Origin of the sequence: Glycomyces sp. NPDC021274 (genome assembly GCF_040641195.1) — a bacterium.
GTDB lineage: Bacteria > Actinomycetota > Actinomycetes > Mycobacteriales > Micromonosporaceae > Glycomyces.
Window position 1 is genome coordinate 773,041 of record NZ_JBFADC010000002.1, and the last position, 19,909, is coordinate 792,949.

Annotated in this window: 15 protein-coding genes; 6 read left to right on the forward strand and 9 right to left on the reverse strand. The window is 69.3% G+C overall.

The genetic code is table 11. From position 1 onward, the window contains the following. Positions 1-42: 42 nt before the first annotated feature. From AB0I03_RS07315 to AB0I03_RS07325, 3 genes are read right to left on the reverse strand one after another with little or no spacing between them, the layout of a single operon-like run. Positions 43-1,344 carry an extracellular solute-binding protein gene (locus AB0I03_RS07315; protein ID WP_360407878.1) on the reverse strand — a complete coding sequence of 434 codons (1,302 nt, stop codon included), beginning with the start codon at positions 1,342-1,344 and terminating at the stop codon, positions 43-45. A gap of 42 nt (positions 1,345-1,386) precedes the next feature. After that, positions 1,387-2,298, reverse strand: a complete 912-nt coding sequence (locus AB0I03_RS07320; protein WP_360407881.1) for a carbohydrate ABC transporter permease — start codon at positions 2,296-2,298, stop codon at positions 1,387-1,389. After that, complete coding sequence (locus AB0I03_RS07325; RefSeq protein ID WP_360407884.1) at positions 2,291-3,211, reverse strand: sugar ABC transporter permease; 921 nt, start codon at positions 3,209-3,211, stop codon at positions 2,291-2,293. The genes AB0I03_RS07320 and AB0I03_RS07325 overlap by 8 nt, the downstream gene beginning before the upstream one ends. Positions 3,212-3,391: 180 nt before the next feature. Here AB0I03_RS07325 and AB0I03_RS07330 point away from each other — a divergent pair, with 180 nt between their 5' ends. After that, positions 3,392-4,411 (forward strand): LacI family DNA-binding transcriptional regulator, encoded by a 1,020-nt coding sequence (locus tag AB0I03_RS07330; protein ID WP_360407886.1) that lies wholly within the window; start codon positions 3,392-3,394, stop codon positions 4,409-4,411. A gap of 71 nt (positions 4,412-4,482) precedes the next feature. Here the strand turns inward: AB0I03_RS07330 and AB0I03_RS07335 are convergent, their stop codons facing one another. Next, complete coding sequence (locus AB0I03_RS07335) at positions 4,483-5,580, reverse strand: alpha/beta hydrolase (RefSeq protein WP_360407889.1); 1,098 nt, start codon at positions 5,578-5,580, stop codon at positions 4,483-4,485. 232 nt (positions 5,581-5,812) lie between these two features. Next, positions 5,813-6,826, reverse strand: coding sequence for a zinc-dependent alcohol dehydrogenase family protein (locus tag AB0I03_RS07340; protein ID WP_360407892.1), 1,014 nt, complete (start codon positions 6,824-6,826; stop codon positions 5,813-5,815). A gap of 376 nt (positions 6,827-7,202) precedes the next feature. On the opposite strand from AB0I03_RS07340, the gene AB0I03_RS07345 reads away from it, so the two are divergent. Beyond that, the gene (locus AB0I03_RS07345) at positions 7,203-8,390 is read left to right on the forward strand and encodes an MFS transporter (protein ID WP_360407895.1); all 1,188 of its coding nucleotides are present in this window, start codon (positions 7,203-7,205) and stop codon (positions 8,388-8,390) included. An 86-nt stretch (positions 8,391-8,476) separates the two neighbouring features. On the opposite strand, the gene AB0I03_RS07350 is transcribed toward AB0I03_RS07345, so the two are convergent. Both AB0I03_RS07350 and AB0I03_RS07355 read right to left on the reverse strand, forming a co-directional pair. Further along, a complete protein-coding gene (locus tag AB0I03_RS07350) occupies positions 8,477-9,379 on the reverse strand; it encodes a helix-turn-helix transcriptional regulator (RefSeq protein ID WP_360407898.1) in 903 nt (300 codons plus the stop codon). A gap of 140 nt (positions 9,380-9,519) precedes the next feature. Further along, positions 9,520-12,096 (reverse strand): family 78 glycoside hydrolase catalytic domain, encoded by a 2,577-nt coding sequence (locus tag AB0I03_RS07355; protein WP_360407901.1) that lies wholly within the window; start codon positions 12,094-12,096, stop codon positions 9,520-9,522. 186 nt (positions 12,097-12,282) lie between these two features. On the opposite strand from AB0I03_RS07355, the gene AB0I03_RS07360 reads away from it, so the two are divergent. After that, positions 12,283-14,814 (forward strand): glycoside hydrolase family 2 protein, encoded by a 2,532-nt coding sequence (locus AB0I03_RS07360; RefSeq protein WP_360407904.1) that lies wholly within the window; start codon positions 12,283-12,285, stop codon positions 14,812-14,814. A 443-nt stretch (positions 14,815-15,257) separates the two neighbouring features. Here the strand turns inward: AB0I03_RS07360 and AB0I03_RS07365 are convergent, their stop codons facing one another. Both AB0I03_RS07365 and AB0I03_RS07370 read right to left on the reverse strand, forming a co-directional pair. Beyond that, positions 15,258-15,812, reverse strand: a complete 555-nt coding sequence (locus AB0I03_RS07365) for a hypothetical protein (protein ID WP_360407907.1) — start codon at positions 15,810-15,812, stop codon at positions 15,258-15,260. Positions 15,813-15,891: 79 nt separating this feature from the next. After that, positions 15,892-17,118 carry a sulfotransferase gene (locus tag AB0I03_RS07370; protein WP_360407910.1) on the reverse strand — a complete coding sequence of 409 codons (1,227 nt, stop codon included), beginning with the start codon at positions 17,116-17,118 and terminating at the stop codon, positions 15,892-15,894. A gap of 291 nt (positions 17,119-17,409) precedes the next feature. Here AB0I03_RS07370 and AB0I03_RS07375 point away from each other — a divergent pair, with 291 nt between their 5' ends. From AB0I03_RS07375 to AB0I03_RS07385, 3 genes are all read left to right on the forward strand, one after another. Further along, positions 17,410-18,315, forward strand: a complete 906-nt coding sequence (locus AB0I03_RS07375) for an NADP-dependent oxidoreductase (RefSeq protein WP_360407913.1) — start codon at positions 17,410-17,412, stop codon at positions 18,313-18,315. A gap of 134 nt (positions 18,316-18,449) precedes the next feature. Further along, entirely contained in the window at positions 18,450-18,929 is a 480-nt protein-coding gene (locus AB0I03_RS07380) for a MarR family winged helix-turn-helix transcriptional regulator (RefSeq protein ID WP_360407916.1), read from the forward strand. Between the two features lie 61 nt (positions 18,930-18,990). Further along, entirely contained in the window at positions 18,991-19,887 is an 897-nt protein-coding gene (locus AB0I03_RS07385) for an SDR family oxidoreductase (protein ID WP_360407919.1), read from the forward strand. Positions 19,888-19,909 lie beyond the last annotated feature (22 nt).

Below are 19,909 nucleotides of genomic sequence, written 5' to 3' on the forward strand. Positions count from 1 at the left end.
TTCGGTTCAGGCAGCCGTCGCACGGCGGCTGCCTGAACGGGGTCACTTGGCGGCGTCGATCTCGCCTTGCAGCTCCGCGACGAACGCCTCGGCCGCCTCAGCGGGCTCGCGCTCGCCGAAGTACACCTCCTGGGCGTAACGCTGGATCATCGGGTCGACGTTGCTGCCGCCGTTGGGGGTCACCGGGGAGACAGGTCCGGGCTCGATCGAGTTCATGTAGTCGAGGGCGAGCTGGTCGCCCTCTTCGAGGTCGGCGCTGACCCGTTCGCGGATGGCGGTGTTGGCGGGGATGCCGCGCTCGGTCTTGAGGATGTCCGCGGCGGCCTCGCTGTTGACCAGGAAGTCGATCAGGAGCGCCGCCTCGGCCGGGTGCTCGCTCTGGGAGGAGATCGACCAGTACATGGACGGTTTGAAGTAGAGCCCTTCGTCGCCGCCCTCCTTGAGCGGGGGCCGGAGCAGGCGCAGGTCGGCTCCGGAGGCGTTGCGCAGGGCGCTGATCATGGTGTTGTAGGCGTTCCCCATCGCCACTTTCCCGGTGGCGATGTTGCCGGAGTCGACGCCGCCGTTGATGCTCTCGACCATTGCCGCGGCACTCTCGACGGCGCCGGACTCCATCAGGCCGAGGAAGAACTCCCATTGCTCGACCAGCAGCGCGGGGTCGAGGGCGACGTCGCCGCCCTCGGTGAACAGGTCGGAGCCGTTCTGCCGGGCCCAATAGCGCACCGAACCGTGGTCGAAGCCGCCGGTGACGCCCGAGCCGCTGATCGCCCCGCCGCTCTTCTCGGTCAGCTCGGCGGCGAGGGCCGCGTAGTCCTCCCAGGTCCAGGCGGAGTCGTCGGGCAGCTCGACGCCGTACTGGGCGAACAGGTCGGCGTTGGCGACCAGCGTCAGCACTCCCGCGCCGATCGGCACCGCGTACTGCGTGCCGCCGACCTTGCCGGAGTCCATCAGGGACTCATCGATCTTCGAGGTGTCGAGGTACTCCTCGGCGTCGGCGAGGTCGAGGAGCGTGCCGCGTTCGCCGTAGGAGGCGAGGTACTGCTCGTCCATCTGGATCACGTCGGGCGAGTCGTTCGCGGCGGTGGTGGTGGCCAAGGCGTCCCAGTAGCCGGTCCAGTCCTTGAACTCGGTCTTGACGGTGATGTTCGGGTGCTCCTTCTGGAACGCCTCGATGGCCTCCTGCGTGAGGCCGTGCCGCAGGTCCGATCCCCACCACGTCATGCGGAGGGTGACGTCCTCGTCGGACAGTTCCACGTCGGCGCCGCCGCCGGTGCCGCAGGCGGCCAGGCCGGGCAGGGCCACCGCGGAGGCCCCGAGCCCGCGGAAGATGAGTCTGCGTTCCATGATGTCGCTCCTTTGCGAATGCTGTTGAAGGGTGGTGAAGGGTCACTTGCCGCCGGTGGTGGCGATCCCCCTGAGCAGGAACTTCTGTCCGAAGAGGAATGCCAGGAAGATCGGCAGGAGCGAGAGCACGCTCATGGCGAGCGCCGCGCCCCAGTTGGTTCCGGCCTGGGCGTCCACAAAGGCCCGCAGGGCCAGCGGGACGGTGTACAGGTCGGGGTCGGTGAGGTAGATCAGCTGGGAGAAGAAGTCGTTCCACGTCCAGATGAACGTGAAGATCGCGGTGGTCGCCAGCGCCGGGACCATCAGCGGCAGGATCACCTGGAAGTAGATGCGCGGGTGCCCCGCCCCGTCGATGCGGGCGGCCTCGTCCAGCTCGATGGGGATGCCGCGGATGAACTGGACCATGAGGAACACGAAGAACGCGTCGGTGGCCAGGAACTTCGGCACGATCAGCGGCAGGAACGTGTTGACCCAGCCGAACTGGGAGAACAGCACGTACTGCGGGACGATGATGACGTGGATCGGCAGCATGATCGTCAGCAGCATGATCGCGAACCAGAGCCGCTTGCCGGAGAATTCGAGCCTGGCGAAGGCGTAGGCGGCCATCGAGCAGGCGATGAGGTTGCCGATGATCGCACCGAGGACCACGATCCCCGAGTTGATCAGGAAGTGGCTGAACGGGTTCGCGAACGCGTTCCAGCCTTCGGCGTAGTTGCCGGCCTCGAGGTCACGCAGGATCAGGCTGGGGTCGCGGAAGATCACGTCTTCGGGCCGCAGGGATGACACGATCATCCACAGCACCGGGTAGAGCATCACCAAGGCGCACAAGATCAGCAGTGCGTGCTTGAGGATCGAGCGGACCGGGCGGTTCCCTCCGCGGGGTCGACTGCGGAGCCTTGGGCCCGAAGTTCCCGGCGCGGCGGTGTCGGTGGTCTGGGCGAGGGTGTCAGTCATTGTAGAAAACCCAATACTTGGAGGCCCAGAAGTTGACGGCGGTGAAGGCGCCGATGATGAGCAGCAGCAGCCAGGCCATGGCCGAGGCGTAGCCCATGTCGAAGTTCCCGAAGCCGCGCTGGTACAGGTACAGCGTGTAGAACAAAGTGGAGTCGGCCGGTCCGCCGGTCCCTCCGGAGACGATGTACGCCTGGGTGAACGACTGGAACGCGTGGATGATCTGCAGGACCAGGTTGAAGAAGATGATCGGTGTCAGCAGTGGCAGCGTGACCGACCGGAACTGGCGCCATTTGGAGGCACCGTCGACGTTCGCGGCTTCGTAGTACATGCGCGGAATCTGACGGAGTCCGGCCAGGAAGATCACCATCGGCGAGCCGAACGTCCACACGTTCAACGTGATCAGCGTGCCCAGGGCGGTCTCGGGTTCGGAGATCCAGCCGCGCCCCTCAATGCCGATCAGTCCCAGACCCTGGTTGAACAGGCCGTCGGTGCCGAACACGGTCCGCCACAGGATCGCGATCGCGACGCTGGCGCCCAGCAGCGAAGGCAGGTAGAACGCCGACCGGTACAGCGCCAGGCCGCGCAGTCCCCGGTCGAGCAGGAGCGCCAGGCCCAGTGCCATGGCCAGCTGCAGCGGCACCGAGACGAACACGTAGGTGAAGGTGACGCCCAGGGAGCTGTGGAGACGCTGGTCGCCCCACATGCGGGTGAAGTTGTCGAGCCCGGTGAACTCGGCGTTCTGCAGCAGGTTGTAGTCGGTGAAGCTCAGGGCGAGCGAGGCCGCCATGGGGCCCAGCGTCACCGCGAGGAGCCCGAGGAACCACGGCAGCAGGAACCAGAAGGCCGCCTTGTTCTCCTTCTTGGCCGTCGCGCCGCGCCCCCGCAGGCCGCGCAGCTCAGAGGTCGCGCTCATGGGGCGGCCCTCCGGTGGCGCATCGCGGCCTGGCCGGATGCGGCTAGGGGATCGGGCATTGACGCTCCTTCGCATCGAGCCTTATAGTGACCGGTCACTATTCAAGTGACGCGCTTCAATTTAGTGACCGGTCACTCTTGTGTCAAGATATCCACGGGAATCTTTGGAAAGGGAAACCGCATGACGGAGCGCTCCGAGCAGGCCAGGCGGCCGACGATCAGGGAGGTGGCCCGCCTCGCGGGGGTCTCTCACCAGACCGTGTCCCGGTACCTGCGGTCCCGGGAAGGGCTGAAACCGGCGACGCTCGATCGCATCGACGCTGCCGTGCGGGAGCTCGACTACCGCCCGAACCTCGTTGCGCGCTACCTGAACACGCGGCGCACCGGCCGGCTGGCGATCGTGATGCCGGAGCTGGTCGCGAGCAACCCGACGCGCATCCTCTCTGGGGCGACCGAGGCCGCACACGAGGCCGGGTACTCCCTAGAGCTGGTCAGCTTCGGAGGCGGCATTGACGCCCGGACCGAGCGGCTCCTGGAGCTCGCCGACTCCGGCCAGGTCGAGGGCATCCTGACGCTGGCCCCCATCGCGCCGTCCGCACAGGGCCGGCTCGGGAACGGCGCGGCCATCGTCGTCTCGGCCGACTTCGACGACGAGATGCGCAGCGTCGGCGAACTGATCGACGCCGCACCGGTGCGCGACATGATGGCACGCCTCGCGGATCTCGGCCACCGGCGCTTCTACCACGTCGCCGGAGATCTGAAGTACGCCTCGGCACGAGCGAGAAAGGACGCCTACCTGGAAGCCGTCGACCGCTTCGGAGTCGAGTCGGCCGGTGTGTTCGAGGGCGACTGGACAGCCCAGTCCGGATGCGACGCCATGCTGGCGCTGCCGCCCCAGTCCCTGCCCACGGCCGTCATCGCGGGCAACGACATGGTGGCCCTCGGTGTGATGCGCTGGGCGGGCGAGCACGGACTGGAGATCCCGCGGGACCTCAGCGTCACCGGCTGGGACGACACCGAGTTCGGGCAGTTCCTCAGGCCCGCACTCACTTCGGTCGGGCTCGACCTCGAAGGCGTCGGACGCAACGGCATGGTCCGGCTGGTCAAGGCCGTCACCGGGCGAGACCTGGCACCGTCACCCGGACCGGTGAGCCGTCTACTCTGGAGGGAGTCGACCGCTCGGCTGGAACGAACCCCCTAGCGGCCCAGCATGAATCCCTGAAAGGGCCCGTGCGGAAGGCATGTCGCTCCTCCCCGCACGGGCTTCGCCGGTCAGGCCGCGAGATGCTCGGTGAAGAAGTCGGTGAGCTTGTCGAACGGGATCAGGTCGACCCGGTCGTACAGGTCGACGTGACCGGCGCCCGGGATCCACACCAGTTCCTTCGGCTCGGCCGCGCGCTCGTACGCGTCCTCGCTGAACTCCCTCGAATGCGCCTGGTCGCCCGAGATGAACAGGAGCGGCCGCGGGGCGATCGTGTCGATGTCGTTGAACGGGTAGAAGTTCATGAACTTCGCGTTGCTCGACAGCGTCGGGTGCGTGGTGAGCTCCGGCGAGCTGCCTGCCGGGGTGAACTCGCCGCGCGGGGTGCGGTAGAAGTCGTAGAACTCCCGCTGGATCTCAGGAGTGTCCTCGGTCAGCTCGTGGACGGTGCCGCCGGTGTACAGCGTCTCGCCGCCCTCGAACTCGACGTACCGCTGCTCCGCGGCGGCCTCGAGGATCTCCTTGCGCTGCTCGAGCGTCTGCGAGGCGTTGAGGCCCTGGCGGTTCACCGCGCCCATGTCATACATACTGGCGGTGGCGATCGCCTTGATGCGCGGATCGAGCTTCGCCGCGCTGATCACGAAGCTCCCCGAGCCGCAGATGCCGATCGCGCCGATGCGCTCGCGGTCGACGAACCGTCGCGTGCCCAGGTAATCGACTGCGGCGCTGAAGGTCTCGGCGTACACGTCGGGGAGTACGGACTGGCGCGGTTCGCCTTCGCTGCCGCCCCAGAAGGACAGGTCGACCGAGAGCGTGGCGAAGCCCTGCTCGGCCATCTTCGTGGCGTACAGGTTCGCGCTCTGCTCTTTGACCGCCCCCATCGGGTGGCCGACGACGATCGCGGGCCGCCGACGCCGTCCGCCGCGCTTGGGGGTGAACAGGTTCCCCGCGACGTCCATCTGGAACTGGTTCTTGAAGGTGACCTTCTGGACGTTCACCTGGTCGCTGGTGTAGAAGTTGTCGGCCCCGTCCGACAGGTCCTGGCCCTGAGCGGGCGACCCGACGAAGGTCGCCGCACCGACCGCGGCCGCGCTGACGCCCGCTGCCTTCAGCAGATCGCGGCGGTCGATGGGAAGGCGGGTCTCCTGCTTCTGGTCCTGCTCGTTCATGGTCTTCCTCTCCTAGTCCGGCTGCATTGGCGCAGTCTCACCGGCGTGAAGTCGGCGACGAGTCGATGTCCCTGAGTACTCGTCGCGACCCCATGTCATCGACGGTAGGCCGCTCATCAACCGCTTAGGAGTCCTTGTCAGGCCCCCTCAGAAAGCTTGGGCAGCAGACTGTTACGAATGACCACAATGGAATGAACAATGAGAGTGCAAGGGCGCTTGACGAGTGTGCGCGTCAGACGGTGAGGAGCGCCTTGATGGCGCGGCGCTCGTCCATGGCCCGGTACGCCTCGGCGGCGTCCTCGAGCGGAAGCGCGAGGTCGAAGACCCTGCCGGGGTCGATCTCGCGCCGCCAGATCAGATCGATCAGGCGGGGCAGGTACTTGCGCACGGGAGCTGGGCCGCCGTGCAGGTGGACGCCGGAGAAGAACAGCTCCATGCCCGGCAGCTCGACACCGTGGTTGACGCCCACGTAACCGACATGCCCGCCGGCCCGCGTCGAGTGGACGGCCTGCATCATCGACTCCTTGGTGCCCACGGCCTCGACCGCGCTGTGGGCGCCGAGCCCGCCGGTGAGCTCCTTGATCCGCGCGATGCCCTCATCGCCGCGTTCGGTGACGATGTCCGTGGCCCCGAACTCGAGCGCGAGCTTCTGACGGGACTCGTGGCGGGACATGGCGATGATCCGCTCCGCGCCCATCTGCTTCGCCGACAGCACCGCGAGGAGCCCGACCGCGCCGTCACCGACCACGACAACGGTCTTCCCGGGCCCGGCCGCGGCCGCATCGGCGGCGTACCAGCCGGTGCCGAGCACATCGGAGGCCGCCAGGAGCGAGGGGATCAGGTCCGCGCCGGGGTGCTCCGGGGTCGCGACGAGGGTGCCGTCCGCGTTCGGGACGCGCGTCCGCTCGGCCTGAGCGGTGCCCATGAACTCCCGGTGCACGCAGTGCGACTGGTACCCGGACCGGCAGATCTCGCAGGTGTTGTCCGAGGTCGCGAACGAACCGACCACGAACTGGCCGACCTCGACGAGCTCGACCGCGTCGCCGACCTCCTCGACCACGCCGACGTACTCGTGGCCCATCGGCTGGTGGTCGACCGGCTCGACGCCGCGGTAGGGCCACAGGTCCGACCCGCACACGCAGGTCGCGCTCAAGCGGATGACCGCGTCGGTCGGCTTGACGACCGCCGCTTCCGGCCGGTCCTCCACCCGTACTTCGCCCGGTTTGATCATGACGACACCACGCATGGCGGCCCCCTTCGCTCGCTCGATGACGCATCCGATGCGTCCTCATTCACGCCAATCAAACCCCGGAGAACCGGACCTTGGGAGGTACCGATAGGAACCCCCTGAGGCCGTTTCGGACGCGAACGGTCGCCTCTTCCTACCAGGGACAAGCCTGTTCACGTCGGGATTCGGGCCGCCGCCGGGAGGTACTGACAGGGTCCCCTTCGGACGCACATGACACCGCGAATCCGCTGGGAGGCCCTGCCGGTACCCCCTTCGAGCGAAGCCCCCGCGGCCTTCCGCAGCGTGGTTGCCTTGCAGCAGACCCGCCGACACGGCGCTCATCCGGCGCCACGGGATCCCGACTCATGTGGAGAGAAAGCGACCCTTTCGCGTCATGGCCATCAGCACCGTCCCCGCCGCACCAGTCAAGACCAGGCTCCCGCTCGTCATCTACCTCCTGGGCGCCGGGACCTTCCTCATGGGCACCACCGAGTTCGTGGTCGCCGGCATCCTGCCCGAGATCGCCGCCGACCTCGGGACCTCGGTCGCGGACGCCGGGCTGATGATCACCGTGTTCGCGATCGGCATGATCGTCGGCACGCCCCTGATGGCGATCCTGACGCTCAAACTCCCCCGCCGCACCACGCTCGGCCTGACGCTGCTCGTCTTCGCGGCCGGGCACGTCCTCGTCGCCACCAGCACGAGCTTCACCGTCATCCTCGGCGCCCGCTTCATCACGGCACTGGCGACCGGCGCGTTCTGGGCCGTCGCCGCAGTCGTCGCCGCCAAAGCGGCCGGCCCGGCTGCCGGCTCCCGCGCACTCGGGATCGTCCTGGGCGGCGGCATGCTCGCCAACGTGCTCGGCGTCCCGCTCGGCACGTTCGCCGCCCAGCTCACCGGTTGGCGCGGCCCGTTCTGGGCGCTCGCAGCGCTCGCCGTCCTCGGTGCGGTGGTCGTCTACCGGCGCGTCGCCCCCGACCCCGGGACGGGCCCGGCGCCCTCGGTCCGCGCCGAACTGGCGAGCCTGCGCGACGGCCGGGTCTGGCTGGTCCTGGCGGGCGCCGCGATCGTCTGCGGCTCCTCGCTGGCCGCCTACAGCTTCATCGCCCCGCTGCTGACCCACAACACGGGCATGGCCGCGTCCGCGATCCCGCTGGTGCTGCTCTGCTACGGCATCGGCGCGATCATCGGCTCCTACCTGGGCGGCCTCTTCGGCGCGCACCGGCCCTTCACGGTCCTGTTCACCGCCGCGACGATGACGTTCCTCGTGCTCGGCGCGCTCGCCCTGCTCTCGCACGAACCGGTGGCCACCGTGGTCCTGGTGGCACTGCTGGGCCTGTTCGGGATGGCCACCAATCCGGTCCTGATCGGCAAGGCCGTCGCGTACGCCGACCGCGCGACCACGCTCGCCTCCGCGCTGAGCACTTCGGCGTTCAACTTCGGCACGGCCGTCGGATCCTGGATCGCCGGCTTCGCCCTCGAATCGGCGCTGGGCGTCACGGGACCGGTCGTGGTCGGGACGGCCATCGCCGCCCTGTACTTCGTGCCGCTCGGCCTCCTGCTCGTCAGGGAACGCCGCTGACGGCTCGCCAACCGGTCAGCTCGAGCCGCGCAGTCCGCGCATCACGGTCGCGGCCACCCCGGTTGACGAGCTGGTCCGCGCGCCGGTCACTCGGCAAGGCGGTCGGCGCGGTCGAGCGCGATGGGCAGTCCCAGTTCCTCGCGGTGCGAGGCGGCCCACGAGGCGAGGAGCTGCAGGCGTTCGGCCGAGGGCGAACCGGGCTCAGCGCTGTAGATCGTGAGCGTCAGGCCCGGTTCGGCGGCCATTTCAAGGCCCTCGTAGGCGATGGTGACGTCGCCGACCACCGAGTGGTGGAAGGTCTTCAGCCCACTGCCGTGGTGCCGGACGTTGTGCGCGCCCCAGCGGCGGCGGAACTCCTCGCTGCGGGTCGAGAGCTCCCCGATGAGGTCGTGCAGGTCCTTGTTGCGCGGGTCGCGGCCGGCCTCGGTGCGCAGGATCGAGACCGCCACGTCGGCGAACGCGTCCCAGTCGGGGTAGAAGTCGCGAGAGCGCTGGTCGAGGAACTGGAAGCGGGCGATGTTCGGCACGGCCTCGGGCATGTCGAACACGTCCATGTAGAAGGCCCGCGCCAGCGGATTCCAGGCGAGAAGGTCCATGCGGCCGTTGCGAACGAACGCCGGGCCGGCCGTCACCGCGTCGAGGGCCCATTGCAGGCCGGTATGCGGCGCCCAGGTCTTCGGGTTGCGTCGGCGGGGCGGCCGGGCCTGTGGCGCGGCCGCCTGGGCGAGGTCGAACAGGTGCGCGCGCTCGGCGTCGTCGAGGCGCAGGGCGCGGGCGATGGCGTCGAGGACCTCGGGCGAGGCGCCGCTGATCGCGCCGCGCTCGAGCTTCGTGTAGTACTCGACGCTCACCGAAGCCAGGAACGCGACCTCGGCCCGGCGCAACCCGGGCACCCGGCGCGCCGAACCGGGCGGCAGGCCGACGTCCTCGGGCTTGACGCGGGCGCGCCGCGACACGAGAAACTCCCTGACTTCGTCCCTGTTGTCCATGGATTCACGGTAACCGCCCGCTCACCTGCGAGAGGGTCCCTGCCAGTACCGCCTTCGACCGGACGCATCCCCCCGCGGACGGGCCGCTAGGCCTGCGCCGGCCCGGGGGCGTCACCTCCGGCGGCCAGGGGTATGGCGGTTCAGGTTGCGGGCCAGGACCGTCGGTGCGTCCCGGCCGGGAGCGCCTCGACACCGCCGGACGGGTCCTGGAGGGAGGCTTCGGCACCGACCGGGACCTGCACCTCGGCGGTGAGGGCGTCCTCGGTCCGGGTCCAGGCGATCGAGGCGCGGCCGTACGGGGTGTCATGGACGGCCTGCGCTGCGGTGAGACCGGTGTCGAAGCCCGGTCGGAACCGGATCGTGCGCCATCCGGGGTCCACAGGGGTCATGCCCCCGATAGTGCGGTGCATCCAGTCGGCGACCGCGCCGAGGGCGTAGTGGTTGAAGGAGGTCATGTCGCCGGGGTTGACCTCGCCGTTCGGCAGGAGGCTGTCCCAGCGCTCCCAGATCGTGGTGGCGCCCATCGTGACCGGGTAGAGCCAGCTCGGGACTGTGCGCTGCTGCAGGAGCGCGATCGCCACATCCAGGTGGCCGGTGCGGGTGAGCGCGTCGAGCAGGACCGGGGTGCCGAGGAAGCCGGTCGTGAGGTGGTCGTCGGCTTCACGGACGAGATCGGCGAGGCGCCGTCCGGCGGCGGCCTCCTCGTCGGGCTCGAACAGGTCGAACATGATCGCGATCGCGTAGGCGGTCTGGGAGTCCGAGGTCAACCGTCCGTGCCCGGCCCTGTAGCGGGAGCGGAAGCCGTTGCGCGCCTGCGCGGCACGGTCGGCGAGTGCGGGCCCCTGCTCGTCATGGAGTGCTGCCGCGGCGGCGGCGAGGATCGCCGCCGAACGCGCGTAGTAGGCGGTGGCGACCAGGTGCGGGTCGGTCAGGCCGTTCGCCGGGTCGTCGGGCGGGGCGGTCGGGTCGAGCCAGTCGCCGAGCTGGTAGGAGCCGTCCCAGACGTGGTCGTCTCCGGCGAGGCGGTGCTGGAGATCGCCCCACGCGAGGGCGCTCGGCCATTGGGCGGCAAGGACTCCGGCGTCCCCGAACTGCTGGAACAGCGTCCAGGGCACCACGGTGGCCGCGTCGCCCCAGCCGGCGCCCGGCCTGGGCGGCGTCCACTGGCCGCCGCCGGGGATGGACGGCACGTACCAGGGCACGGTGCCGTCGGGCAGCTGCTCGGCGGCGACGTCCTGGAGCCAGGAGCCGAGGAGGCCCACGCAGTCGTAGAGGAACGCGGCAGTGGGTGCGAACACCTGGATGTCGCCGGTCCAGCCGAGGCGCTCGTCGCGCTGCGGGCAGTCGGTCGGCAGGTCCACGAAGTTGCCGCGCATGCTCCAGACGACGTTCTCGTGGAGGCGGTCGAGCAGCGGGTCGGATGAGGAGAACCATCCTGTCCGGCGCATGTCGGTGTGCAGGACCCGGGCGGTGATGCGCCCCTCGACCGGGGCATCGCCCCAGCCGGACACTTCGGCGTAGCGGAAGCCGTGGACGGTGAAGCGGGGCTCCCAGGTTTCGGCCGGTCCGCCTCTGCGGGTGTAGCGGTCGGTGGCGACGGCGCCGCGCAGCGGCCTGGTGCACAACTCGCCGTCCTGGTCGAGGACTTCGGCGTGCCGGAGTTGAACGGTCGTGCCCGCCTCTCCCGACGTGGTGATCCTGATCCGGCCCACCAGGTTCTGGCCGAAGTCGACGATGAGGCGGCCGTCTGGAGTGCGGCGGACGTCGACCGGTTCGATCTCCTGCGTGCACCGCACGGGAGGACCGGTCGGTGCCACGAGGCGGTCGAACCCGAAGTCGCGCTTGGCGACCGGGGACCAGCCGGTGAGGTCGGCGCCGGGGCTCGACCAGTGCGTGACCTCGTCGCGGGCGTCGTAGGCCTCCCCTTCGAGCAGCCCGGCGGTCAGAATGGGACTGCGCTGCGCCCGCCAGTCGGGGTCGGTCGCGATGACCGTCCGGGTGCCGTCGACATGGGTCACTTCGAGTTGAGCGGCGAAGGCGGTCCGCTCGCCGTAGAGATTCGTGTGCCCGCCGCCGAAGCCGAGCCGGCCGCGGAACCAGCCGTCCGCCAGGAAGGCGCCGATGGCGTTGACGCCCTCGCGGACCAGCCCGGTGACGTCGTAGGTGTAGTACCGCAACCGGTGCTCGTAGCTCGTCCATCCGGGGCTCAGCTCGTCGTCGCCGACGCGTTCGCCGTTGATCTCGGCCTGGTACAGCCCGTGCGCGGTGGCGTAGAGCCGGGCCGAGGCCACGGGCGCCGCAAGACGGAACTCGCTGCGCAGCAGCGCGGGGCGGCGCATCACCTCGGGGTCCTCGTCCCAGGCCGGCCCGATGGCGACGGCCTGCCAGTCGGACGCGTCGAGCAGCCCAGCCTCCACAGTGGTCGACGGGCTCCAGTCGCTCGCTTCGCCGTCGCCGCCGAAGACGCGGACGCGGACCGACGCCCGCTGCCGGGATTGCAGCGGCTCGAACGGCCAGTCGAGCAGCACCGATTCGCCGCTCTGCACCACGCGCGTCTGCAGCCTGCCGTCGAGATCGAGCTCGATCCGGGCCTGCTGCTGGCGCCAGCCGTCCGGGGCGGCCGAAACGACCCAGCTGATCCTGGGCCGGGCCTCGCCGATGCCCAGCGCCTCTCGATGGTGCTCGAACGTCGGCGCTTCGACAGCGGGGTGCTTCACGGGATCGGTCTCCTGTCGGCGGATCCAGGTTTTCCAAGACCTTACATTGACACCTTTACTAAACCCGGTTAATAATATCAGCACGCGTCGCAAGCCGACCGGCTAGGCGAACGACCGCGTCGACTCGGCACACGTCCCGCAGCTCGAGATCTGCCGACCTGAACCCTGCAACCTTGAGGATCCGCCATGACCCGCCTGCCATCGACTTTCCGTGCCCTGGAACAGGACTGGAAGTTGACTGCTGCCGCGCTCCCCGAGGCCGCGCCGGACGAGGTGACGGCCGCGCTCGCCGCGGGCGTCGACGCCTCGGTTCCCGGTGAGGCCCATCTCGACCTTCGGCGGGCCGGACTCATCGCCGACCCGTTCGACGGGGACAACGAGACCGCGCAGCAGTGGATCGGGGACACCTCCTGGCAGTACGCCACGACGTTCAGGTGGAACGACGACGGATCGGACCGGCACGACCTCGTCGCCTTCGGGCTCGACACCGTTGCGGTCGTCGAGCTCAACGGGACCGAGGTGGCCCGCACCGAGAACATGCACCGCTCCTACCGCTGGGACGTGCGCGAACACCTCCGCGAGGGCGCGAACACCCTCACGATCACGTTCGCCTCCCCCGTCGCCGAGGCCGACGCGCGGGCAGAGCGCGACGGCACACTGCCGCACGTCAACCACCACGAGTACAACCAGCTCCGCAAAATGGCCTGCTCGTTCGGGTGGGACTGGGGCATCGATGTCGCCGGGGCCGGGATCTGGAAGCCGATCGGCATCGACTCCTGGTCGGAGGTGCGCATCGCCGCCGTCCGGCCGCTGGTCGGCGCCTCCGAGCGCATCGGCGGTGGGCACGACGGCGAACTCACGGTGCACGTGGACATCGAGCGCAGTGGCGCAGACGCCGACGTGCCGATCCGCGTCGTCGTGACCGGGACCGACGGCTCGACCCACGAGGCCGCGGAAATCATCCATTCAGGACGGACCACCGCAGTGGTCAATGTGCATGTGCCCGAGGTGGAGCGCTGGTGGCCGATCGATTACGGCCTCCAGCCGCTCTACGACGTCGCCGTCACCGCCGGGACGGCCGGATGGACCGGCCGCGTCGGGTTCCGCACCGTCGAGCTCGACACGAGCGCCGACGACCACGGGTCCGGCTTCGTCCTCAAGGTCAACGGCGAAAGGGTCCTGGTGCGCGGCGTCAACTGGATCCCCGACCACGCCTTCCTGACCGAGATCGACCGCGACCGGTACGCACGGCGTCTCGACGATGCGCTCGAGGCGAACGTCAACCTGATCCGGGTGTGGGGCGGCGGCATCTACGAGTCGGACGACCTGTACGACCTCGCCGACGAAGTAGGGCTGCTCATGTGGCAGGACTTCCCGTTCGCCTGCGCCGCCTACCCCGAGGAGGAGCCGCTGCGCTCCGAAGTCGAGGCCGAGGTCCGCGAGAACGTGGCGCGCCTGAGCCCGCACCCTTCGCTGGTGCTGTGGAACGGCAACAACGAGATTCACGCCGCTTGGGCCGGCTGGGGCTGGGCCGGCCGGCTCGACGGCCGCCCCTGGGGCGACGCGTACTTCTCCGACCTGCTCCCCCGTCTGGTCGCCGAGCTCGACGGCACCCGCCCCTACACCCCGTCGAGCCCCTTCTCGTTCGGCGACTACCGCGATCCCGACGACCAGCGGTACGGCTCGGTCCACATCTGGGACGTGTGGAACCGCAAGGACTACCGTGAATACGCAAGCTGGAAGGCACGGTTCGTCGCCGAGTTCGGCTTCCAGGGCCCGCCCGCGTGGTCGACCCTCGCCGGCGTCGTGCACGACGAGCCGCTCGATCCGTTCGGCCACCAGATGCTGGTGCACCAGAAGGCGAACCTGGGCAACGCCAAGCTCGAACGCGGCTGGAAGGGCCACCTTCCCGACCCGGAGTCCATCCAGGACTGGCATTGGACGACACAGCTCAACCAGGCCAGCGCGATCCGCTTCGGCATCGAGCACTTCCGGTCGCTCACCCCGCTGAACACCGGGACCATCCTGTGGCAGCTCAACGACAACTGGCCCGTCGTCTCCTGGGCCGCGGTCGACTTCAACGAGCACCGCAAGCCCCTGTGGCATGCGCTCCGGGATGCCTACGCCCCGCGGCTCGCCACCTTCCAGCCGCGCGCTTCCGAGGCCGCCCGCGCAAACGCGTGGGAGGGCACCGAACCCGAACCCGACCACCTGGTTCTCGTGCTGGTCAACGACACGGGCGAGGACTACACCGGCGCCTTCACGCTGACCCGCGAGGGCTTCGACGGCACGATCCTCGCGAAGGCCGTCGTCGAGATTCGCGTGGCGGCACGAGAGGCCGCCACGATCACCGTGCCTGAGGAGATCGCCGTCTTCGACGACCCGACCGCCGAACTCATCGCCGCGGCATGCGAGGGCGGCACGTTCGCGACCGCGTTGCACTACGGTGCCGAACCGGTCGACCAGCACTTGGACACCCGTCCACTGCACGTCGAAGCCGAAGCGGCCGAAGGCGGCTGCATGCTGCACCTGACCGCGACCTCGCTCGCACGCGACGTCTTCTGCCATGCGGACACTGTGGACCCGGCCGCGAGCGCCGACACCGGCATGATCACCCTGCGCGCCGGCCAGCGCGCCCAGATCCGGATCGACTCCCCCGCCGGAGCCGACCCCGAGGCGTTCGCGGCGGCGCTCCGCTGCACCAACGACCTGCTGTAGCAGCAGCACCGCGCTGCCTCATCCCTGACATTGAGGACGGAACAAGGAGAGGACGACAGGGCGGCCGCCTCAGGGCGGCCGCCCGCAGTCGTTCCTCAGATCGCCGGGGTCGGCGCTTCGAGCAGGCTTCTGAGCAGCACCATCGCCGCGCCGAACGCCGCGGCATCGTCCACGTGCTCAGCGAGTTTCACCTTCACGCCGTGCACACGGCGCACGAACACCGACCGGTCGAGCCGGTCCTGGGTTTGCGAACCTCGGAGCCGAACGCTCTCAATCCATCCTCCTCGGGACCCGCCTGGCGCGAACGCCCGCACCGAGCACCTTACTTGACCTGGTGAAGCGGCCTCCTTGACGGCGTCACCGATGGCGTCCCGCACGTCGCCGGCGAAGATGCCGTCCGCTGCTTCGCCCGCCGTCTCGGCCCTGTCGTCGGCTGAGCGCCTTCAATCGGACTCCGGATTGCGAAAGTGCCTGAAGATCAGGAGCGCGCCGACGAGCGGCAGCCCGAAGAGGGTCGTGAGCATGGGGATCTCCTCGGCCGACTCGAACCCGGACGGCGCACCGGCTTTCAGCCAGGAGGTGAGCTCGTCGTATTCGTAGTCCCCCACCTGCATGTCTGCGAGGGCCCGAATCACGGCGACGCAGAGGAGGCCGATGCTGCCGAGGATGCAGAACACGCCCAAGGCGATGACCGACCAGCGCGGGCCGATCCGGGAGGCGACCGCGAGGGCCGCGAACGCGGCCGCGAGGAGCAGGCAGCCGATGGCCGGGTAGACGAACCGGAAGTTCACGATCGCGTCGAGCAGCGGCAGGTAGTTCGCACCGAAGTCGTCGTTGTCGTCGAGCAGGGTCTCCGCCGCCGCTTCCCTGGCGGGGCCGGCGGCGTCGAGCAGGAAGACCGCGCAGGCGAGAAGGATCGCCGCCAGCGTGAAGGAGAGGATGACCGCGGATCCGGAACGGTTCGGCTTGGGCCGCGCAGGCCTCGAGAGTCGGTTCATGAGGGTCTCCGATCGACTGGTGCCTGACCTCCGATCTTAAGTGCCGGAAACCACCGCGCCACGAGTCCGCGGCCCGGGCTCACCTCGCGAAGCGGCGGATCCAGGCCGGCTGCGTGGAGTTGAGGTTGTGGACCATTTGGACGTAGTCGCCGAAGGCCGCGTTGACCTCGTCGTGGCGCTTTCCATAGGCGCTCGAGTCGTATTCGTGGCGCCGGGTCGTATCGCGCTTCCCGAAGTGCTCGTCGAGGCGCCGATCGGACCCTGCATCCCACTCGACGCCGAGTTGGGCGAACAGCGCCGGGATCGTGCTGTACGGGTTCGTGGTGAGCCAGTGGTAGGGAACGTCCACGATCCTCTCCCGCGGCAGGCCTGCCCGGGCGGTCCGGGCGGTCTCGATGCCCTCGACGAGGAGGTCGAGCCAGAGGTCGCCGAGCTCGTGCAGGTCCACTGCCTCAGGGTTCAGATGCATCCGCCAGGTCGCCTCGTTCATCGAGCAGGTCGACCCGAACGCGGTCACCGGATCCCGGTGGCACCAGACGATCGTCGCGTCCGGGAAGACCTTGAATATCTCCGGCAGGTGCCACAGGTGGGCGGGCTGCTTCAGGACCCAGCGCTGGCGGGGCCGCCCGTACTGGAGCACTTGGAGCACCCGCTTGAGGTACTCGTACCACGGCACCGCGTCGGCCTGGTCGATCCATCTGCGATAGCCCTTCAGCGGCGCCGAGCCCATGAAGAACCGGGTGGCGACCTCGGCGAAGAACGTCTCCTCGGGCTCGAACGCGCTGAGCGGGTGGATGTCCTCGAAGTAGGGCTCGTAGCGGTACATCAGCTTGATGACCTTCTCTATGCCCTTCGACTCCTTCTTCCAGTCCTCGTAATGGGTCTTGGTCGAGACCAGTTCGGCCATGAGCGGTCCGCGGCAGCCCTGGGCTCCCGCGAGGAGCCGGTGGGTGACCGTGGTGGCGGTGCGTGGCAGTCCGAGGATGAAGATCGGGTCGTCGATGGGCTCCTCGGCGATCGCCGGCTCGTCGCGGTGCTGCGCGTCGACCTGGGCGACGTTGCGAAGTCGCGGCCCGACCTGGGAGTGCTCGGCACTGAAGCGCCCCATTGCGGACAGTCCCGGCTCGTCGTACATGGCGATCAGGAGCTGTTGCAGCGCTTCGGCTTCCGGCCCGTCGGGGACCAGGCCGAAGTCGCGCTCGCAGCTGTCGAGGAGCCGGCGCCACAGCGCCTCGGGGCTGCGGCGGCGCTGTGTGAGGCTCAGGACGCGGTTGGTCACTCCCAGCAGCGGGGTGGGACGTGGCATGACGGCTCTCCTTGGGAGGGAATCAAGGTGCGCAATAGGTCGCCGCACCGATACTGGCACAGCCGGCAGGCGAAAGGAAGCGGCCCGGCGAAGGTTCCGCGCTCAGCGCCCAGCCCGAGACCACTTCCGGGCACCGCGGGTCGCCAGGCGAGTGGCGGCGGCAAGTGGCATCGCGCAGTCGCTGCGGCGAAGGTCACGGGGTTGAGCGAGAGAAGGTACTTGGCTAGCCACAGAATCACCGCTATATTTATGTGTCTAGCCACCTAACGTGGCGGGCGAGGAGGAACAGCCATGAAAGCCATCCAGTTCGACCGCTTCGGCGGCACCGAGGTCCTGCACGAGGCCGACCTCGAGGTCCCCGTTCCGGGTCCCGGTCAGGTCCGCGTCCGCGTCAAGGCCGCCGGGCTGAACGCGATCGACGGAAAGATCCGTTCCGGGGCCATGGAGGCCCTGCGTCCGACCGCGCTCCCGGCGATCCCGGGCGGCGAGTTCGCCGGCGTCGTAGATGCTCTCGGCGAGGGCATGGAGCACGTCCAGGTGGGCGACGAGGTGCTGGGCTGGTCCGACACCGGCTCATACGCCGAGTACGCGCTCGCCACCACCATCGCCGCCAAGCCCGCCGGTCTCGACTGGCAGGAGGCGGCGGCGCTGCCCGTCGCGAGCGAGACGGCCGAGCGGGTCCTGGACCTGCTCGGCGTCACCGACGGTGAGACCGTGCTGATGCACGGCGCGGCCGGAGCGGTCGGCACCCTGGCGGTCCAGCTCGCCGCGGCCCGCGGTGCACGCGTCATCGCGACCGCCGGTCCCGGGAACCAGGACTACCTCGCCTCGCTCGGCGCCGTCCCCACGGTATACGGCGACGGCCTGGTCGAACGGGTCCGCGCGTTCGCGCCCGAGGGCATCGACGCGGTCTTCGACCTGGCCGGAAAGGGAGCGCTGGAGGACTCGATCGAGCTGCGCGGCGGCACCGAACGCATCGTCACCATCGCCGACTTCCGCGCCCGCCAGCTCGGCATCACCTTCTCCAGCGGCGTTCCGGAGAAGTCGGTCGAACGCTTGGCAGCGATCGCCCAGGACGCCGCGAACGGCAGACTCGTCACGACCGTGAGCGCCTACCCGCTCGCGGAGGCGGCCAAGGCGCAGGACGTCAGCGACGCCGGACACGTCCGCGGCAAGCTCGTCCTCGCCGTCGACTGATGGCGCCCGCCGAGCCCGGACCTGCGAGGCCACCAAGTCACGCCACTGCAGGTACCCGGGTCGGCGGCCTTCTACGCTGTCGGAGCGGTCGGCGCCGCCGGCCCTGCCTCCTACACCGCCAAAGGAACCGAACCATGTCCGAGCCCGCATCCCGTGTCCCGTCCACCGCAGGCGAGGGCCCGTTGAGCTACGCGATCTTCGAGCTCGCTCGGGCCCACCGCGGCCGCGCCGCCGCCATGCTCCGCAAGATGGACCTGCATCCCGGCCAGGAGCTGCTGCTCATGCACCTGCTCGACCGGGACGGCCAGACCCAGTCCGAGCTGCTCGACGCGGTCGGCCTCGACCACTCCACCGTCTCGAAATCCTTGCGCCGCATGCAGGAAGCGGGCTTGCTCATTCGCGAACCGGCCGAGCACGACAGGCGAGTCATGGTCGTCCACCTCACCGAGAAGGGCCGCGCCATGCGCGAACCTCTCGCCGCGATGTGGCGCGACCTCGAGGAGACCTCCACACAGCATTTGTCCGCGCAGCAGGCCAAGACGTTCGTCCGCGACGCGTACGCCGTCATCGACGCGATCAGCGGCCGCACCCGGTCGACTGAAGAACCCGGATAAAACCCGGTCCGCGTCCGCCACCAGCCCGACGCGTGACTGACCCGATGGAAAGCGAGATCCCATGAGCACCGATCCGGTCCTCGTCATCGGCGCGACCGGCTCCCTCGGGGGCCAGGTCGTCGACGCACTGCTCGAACGGGGCAAGCGCGTCCGTGCACTGGTTCGCCCCCAAAGCGATGCGAGCAGGCTCGAACGCCAGGGCGTGGCGATCGTCCGCGGCGACATGCTCGACCTCGACTCGCTCGTCACCGCGATGACCGGCGCTGACGCCGTCATCACGACCGCCGCCGGCTACACCCGCGGTGGCAAGCACGCGAACGACATCGACACTGTCGGCAACGCCAACCTCGCCGAGGCCGCCCACCGCACCAGCATCCGCAGATTCATCCTGACCAGCATCCTCACCAGCGACCAGACGCCCGACATCCCGCACTTCTGGCACAAGAAACTCGCCGAGGACAGGCTCGAACAGCTCGGCGTCCCCTTCGTCGCCCTGCGCCCTGGCGCGTTCGTCGACCAGATCGCCAGCGGCGCAGGCAATCCGCTCGAGAAGGGCCGCATCTTCTGGATCGGCAAGGCCGACGTCCCGCTGACCTTCGTCCACACCTCTGATCTCGCCGCCTATCTCGCGGCCGCCGTCGACGCCGAGACCACCGACGGCGAACGCGTCGACATCGGCTGGGACCGCCCAGTCAGCATCCGCGAAGTCGCCGACCAGCTGGGCCGCTCGGCGGAGCGGAAGATCAAGGCACGCGCCGTCCCGGGCGGCATCGCCCGCGCAGCGGGAGCGACCATCGGGCGCTTCATGCCGATCGTCCAGGACATGGCCGCGATGTTCCGGTGGTTCGACACCGGCCGCTACGTCGCCGACACCCGCCGCCAGGAGCAGCTGTTCGGCCCCGCACCAAGAGCCGAAGAGGCCCTCGCCCGTCTCAGCAACGAACTCCGTGCCGAATAGCAGCGCGACCGGACGTTCGCGG

Excerpts from the sequence above, each read along its gene's own strand:
- AB0I03_RS07360 (WP_360407904.1), top strand. The coding sequence starts at position 12,283 with ATGACCCGCCTGCCATCGACTTTCCGTGCCCTGGAACAGGACTGGAAG.
- AB0I03_RS07330 (WP_360407886.1), top strand. The coding sequence starts at position 3,392 with ATGACGGAGCGCTCCGAGCAGGCCAGGCGGCCGACGATCAGGGAGGTG.
- AB0I03_RS07315 (WP_360407878.1), bottom strand. The coding sequence starts at position 1,344 with ATGGAACGCAGACTCATCTTCCGCGGGCTCGGGGCCTCCGCGGTGGCC.
- AB0I03_RS07385 (WP_360407919.1), top strand. The coding sequence starts at position 18,991 with ATGAGCACCGATCCGGTCCTCGTCATCGGCGCGACCGGCTCCCTCGGG.
- AB0I03_RS07325 (WP_360407884.1), bottom strand. The coding sequence starts at position 3,211 with ATGAGCGCGACCTCTGAGCTGCGCGGCCTGCGGGGGCGCGGCGCGACG.
- AB0I03_RS07380 (WP_360407916.1), top strand. The coding sequence starts at position 18,450 with ATGTCCGAGCCCGCATCCCGTGTCCCGTCCACCGCAGGCGAGGGCCCG.
- AB0I03_RS07320 (WP_360407881.1), bottom strand. The coding sequence starts at position 2,298 with ATGACTGACACCCTCGCCCAGACCACCGACACCGCCGCGCCGGGAACT.
- AB0I03_RS07375 (WP_360407913.1), top strand. The coding sequence starts at position 17,410 with ATGAAAGCCATCCAGTTCGACCGCTTCGGCGGCACCGAGGTCCTGCAC.
- AB0I03_RS07335 (WP_360407889.1), bottom strand. The coding sequence starts at position 5,580 with ATGAACGAGCAGGACCAGAAGCAGGAGACCCGCCTTCCCATCGACCGC.
- AB0I03_RS07370 (WP_360407910.1), bottom strand. The coding sequence starts at position 17,118 with ATGCCACGTCCCACCCCGCTGCTGGGAGTGACCAACCGCGTCCTGAGC.
- AB0I03_RS07365 (WP_360407907.1), bottom strand. The coding sequence starts at position 15,812 with ATGAACCGACTCTCGAGGCCTGCGCGGCCCAAGCCGAACCGTTCCGGA.
- AB0I03_RS07340 (WP_360407892.1), bottom strand. The coding sequence starts at position 6,826 with ATGCGTGGTGTCGTCATGATCAAACCGGGCGAAGTACGGGTGGAGGAC.
- AB0I03_RS07350 (WP_360407898.1), bottom strand. The coding sequence starts at position 9,379 with ATGGACAACAGGGACGAAGTCAGGGAGTTTCTCGTGTCGCGGCGCGCC.
- AB0I03_RS07345 (WP_360407895.1), top strand. The coding sequence starts at position 7,203 with ATGGCCATCAGCACCGTCCCCGCCGCACCAGTCAAGACCAGGCTCCCG.